We start from the raw sequence: 3,440 nt of genomic DNA on the forward strand, positions 1-3,440 counted from the left end.
CCACCCGGGCCGCCACCTCGACCGTGGTCAGCTCGCTCAGGTCACACCGGTACCAGCGGGAGCCGGCCGCCCAGCCGGGAGCGGTGGGCAGGGCCGGGATCATCACCGTGGAGGCGAAGTCCGGCCGGGTGTCCCGGTCGAGGAACTGAGCGATCTCGGTGGCCGAGCCGACCAGCTCGGCGGCCTTCTTCTGCAGCGCGGTGTAGCCGCTGGTGTCCGCGCTGGTGTTGGCGACCAGGGTGCTCGGGTCGTTCTTGACGGTGATGTTCGCGGCGTCCTTGGAGCCGAGGTATTCCAGCAGCTTCTTGGCGGTGGCCTCGGACTTGGGCTTGCGGGCCATCATGTAGCCGTCGATCGGGGCGTCGAGCGCCTTCGCGCCGATGGTCGAGTCGACCTCGGGGAAGGTGAAGAAGTCCAGGTCGTCCTGCTCGTCGTTGTTGAACTGCTGGGCGACGAAGAGGCCGAGCAGGTACATGCCGCTCTTCTTCTGCTGCAGCGACTGGGCGGCCTCCTGCCAGGTCCGGCCGAGCGCGTCGGGCTGGTGGAGGGGGAGCAGGCCGGCCCAGGTGTCGAAGACCTTCTTCACCTTGTCGGAGGTCCATGCCTCCTTGCCGGCCATCAGGTCGACGTGGAACTGGTAGCCGTTGATCCGCAGGTTGAGGATGTCGAAGGTGCCCATGGCGGGCCAGCCGTCCTTGTCGCCGAAGGCGATCGGGTTGAGGCCGTCCTTCTTCATCTGCGCGCCGAGGGTGTTCAGCTCGTCGAGCGTCTTCGGCACCTGGTAGCCGTGCTGCTGCCAGACCGACTTGCGGTAGAAGACCGCCCACGGGTAGTACGACGCCGGCACGAAGTACTGCTTGCCATCGTCACCGGTGGAGGCCTTCTTGAAGGCGTCGGAGTAGCCGGAGAGCTTGCCCCACACGTCGCTGACGTCGCCGGTCAGGCCCTTCGCGGCGAAGAATCGCATCCGGTAGCCGGCGAACCAGGTGAACACGTCGTCCGGCTTGCCCTGCAGGTAGTTGTTGATGTTCTCCTGGAACGTGTTGTGGTCGACCGTGTTGATGTTGACGGTGACCCCGGACGACGTCTTGAAGCCGTCCATCACCTTGGCGATGACGTCCTTCGGTTTGGGGTCCGACTGGTTCGAGCCCAGCGACACGGTCTTGGCGTCGCCGCCGGAGCCGGAGTCGGAGCCGCAGCCGGCGAGCAGTCCCGTGCCCAGCAGCGCGCCCGCGCCGGCCGCGCCGGCGAGCAGCGAGCGGCGGTTCAGGCCGGCGACGGACGGGGGTACGAGTCGGGCGAGGTATTCGGCTTGCGAGCGGGGACGGGACATTGTGCCTCCTGCGTGGAAGAGGTGCGCTGCGCCCAAGGGCCGTGATGGGTGGCGGGGATCGGTGTTCGTGCTGGCAGTGGTCGATCCACCGTGAATCCACATGTCCGAACACAAACAGCCGGTGGCGGTTGAAGCTACCCCTTGGTTCCGCGCTGTCAAGGGGGCGGACGGACAGCGATAACCCAGTTGTGACAAGGCGTTGGCCAGGTAAACGTTGTAAGAGCTGTCGATGTTGGAAAGTGTTGACTTGGGTGCCGCTCCGGGGCACGCTCTGCTGTCATGCGGACCTGGCACGGCGAGAGCATCTGGTACGGCGCCGACTACAACCCGGAGCAGTGGCCCGAGGAGACCTGGGCCGAGGACGTCGCGCTGATGCGCCGGGCCGGGGTCAACCTGGTCTCGGTCGGGATCTTCTCCTGGGCCCTGCTGGAGCCCGCCCCCGGCCGCTTCGAGTTCGGCTGGCTGGACCGGGCCCTGGACCTGCTGCACGACGGCGGGATCAGCGTCGACCTGGCCACCGCCACCGCCAGCCCGCCACCGTGGCTGGCCCACCGCCACCCCGAGACGCTGCCCCGCCGAGCCGACGGGACGGTGCTCTGGCCGGGCGGCCGGCAGGCGTACTGTCCCAGCTCACCGGTCTTCCGGGAGCGCTCGCTGGCCCTGGTCGAGGCCGTCGCCGGCCGGTACGCCGACCACCCGGCCGTGGTGATGTGGCACGTCTCCAACGAGTTGGGCTGCCACAACGTGCACTGCTACTGCGACGTCAGCGCCGAGGCGTTCCGCCGCTGGCTGCGCGACCGCTACGGCGACCTGGACGCGCTCAACGCCGCCTGGGGCACCGCGTTCTGGAGCCAGCGCTACCACGACTGGGCCGAGATCAACCCGCCGCGGACCGCGCCGACCTTCGCCAACCCCACCCAGCAGTTGGACTTCCTGCGCTTCTCCTCCGACGAGCAGCGCGCCCAACTGCGCGCCGAGCGGGAGCTGCTGACCCGGCTCGCCCCGCAGCCGGTCACCACGAACTTCATGATCGGCACCGGCGTCAAGTACCTCGACTACCACTCGTGGGCGGCCGATGTGGACCTGGTGGCCAACGACCACTACCTCACCGCCGCCGACCCGCAGCCGCAGGTCAACCTGGCTCTCGCCGCCGACCACACCCGCGGGGTCGCCGGCGGCGCGCCGTGGCTGCTGATGGAACACTCCACCAGCGCCGTCAACTGGCAGCCGCGCAACGTCGCGAAGACGCCCGGCCAGCTGCGCCGCAACAGCCTCGCGCACGTGGCGCGCGGCGCCGACGGGGTGCTCTTCTTCCAGTGGCGGGCCTCCCGAGCCGGCGCCGAGAAGTTCCACTCCGCGCTGGTCCCGCACGCCGGTCCGGAGACCAAGGTCTACCGCGAGGTGTGCCGGCTCGGCGCCGACCTGAAGGCCCTGGCCGAGGTACGCGGCAGCCGGGTCGACGCCGACGTGGCGATCCTCTTCGACTACGAGGCCTGGTGGGGCGCCGAACTCGACTCCCACCCCAGCGTCGACGTGACGTACGCCGACCGGCTGGCCGCCCTGCACGGCGCGCTCTGGCGGGCCGGCGTCACCGCCGACGTGGTGCACCCGGCCAGCGACCTGTCCGGCTACCGGCTCGTCCTGGTGCCCACCCTCTACCTGGTCCGCGACGCCGACGCCGAGGCGCTGCGCCGGTACGTCGAGGCCGGCGGAACGGTGCTGGTGACGTACTTCAGCGGCATCGTCGACGAGCACGACCACATCCGGCTCGGCGGCTACCCGGGCGCCTACCGGGAGCTGCTCGGGGTGCGCACCGAGGAGTTCTTCCCGCTGCGCCAGGGCGAGCGGGTCCGCCTCGACGACGGCGCGAGCGCCGACGTGTGGACCGAGTGGCTGCACGCCGAGGGCGCCGAGGTGCTCGCCACGTACGCCGACGGGCCGCTGCCCGGGGTGCCCGCGCTCACCCGGCACCCGGTCGGCGCCGGCGCCGCCTGGTACGTCGCCACCCGGCTCGACGAGGTGGCCACCGACCGGCTGGTCGCCCGGCTGCTCGCCGAGGCCGGCGTACGTCCGGCGGCCGCCGCCCCGGCCGGCGTGGAGGTGGTCC

Annotated in this window: 1 protein-coding gene and 2 pseudogenes; 1 reads left to right on the forward strand and 2 read right to left on the reverse strand. The window is 70.5% G+C overall.

Annotated features, from left to right (window positions below):
- A pseudogene (locus tag ACWEVO_RS32900) lies at window positions 1-94 on the reverse strand (septum formation family protein); the annotation flags it as partial.
- A 177-nt stretch (window positions 95-271) separates the two neighbouring features.
- Window positions 272-1,435 (reverse strand): annotated as a pseudogene (locus ACWEVO_RS32905) (ABC transporter substrate-binding protein); the annotation flags it as partial.
- A 177-nt stretch (window positions 1,436-1,612) separates the two neighbouring features.
- Here ACWEVO_RS32905 and ACWEVO_RS32910 point away from each other — a divergent pair.
- Window positions 1,613-3,440, forward strand: a 1,828-nt coding sequence (locus tag ACWEVO_RS32910) for a beta-galactosidase (protein ID WP_452311335.1), incomplete at its 3' end; no start/stop codon positions are given.

The sequence above is a fragment of the Micromonospora sp. NPDC003776 genome (genome assembly GCF_053605645.1).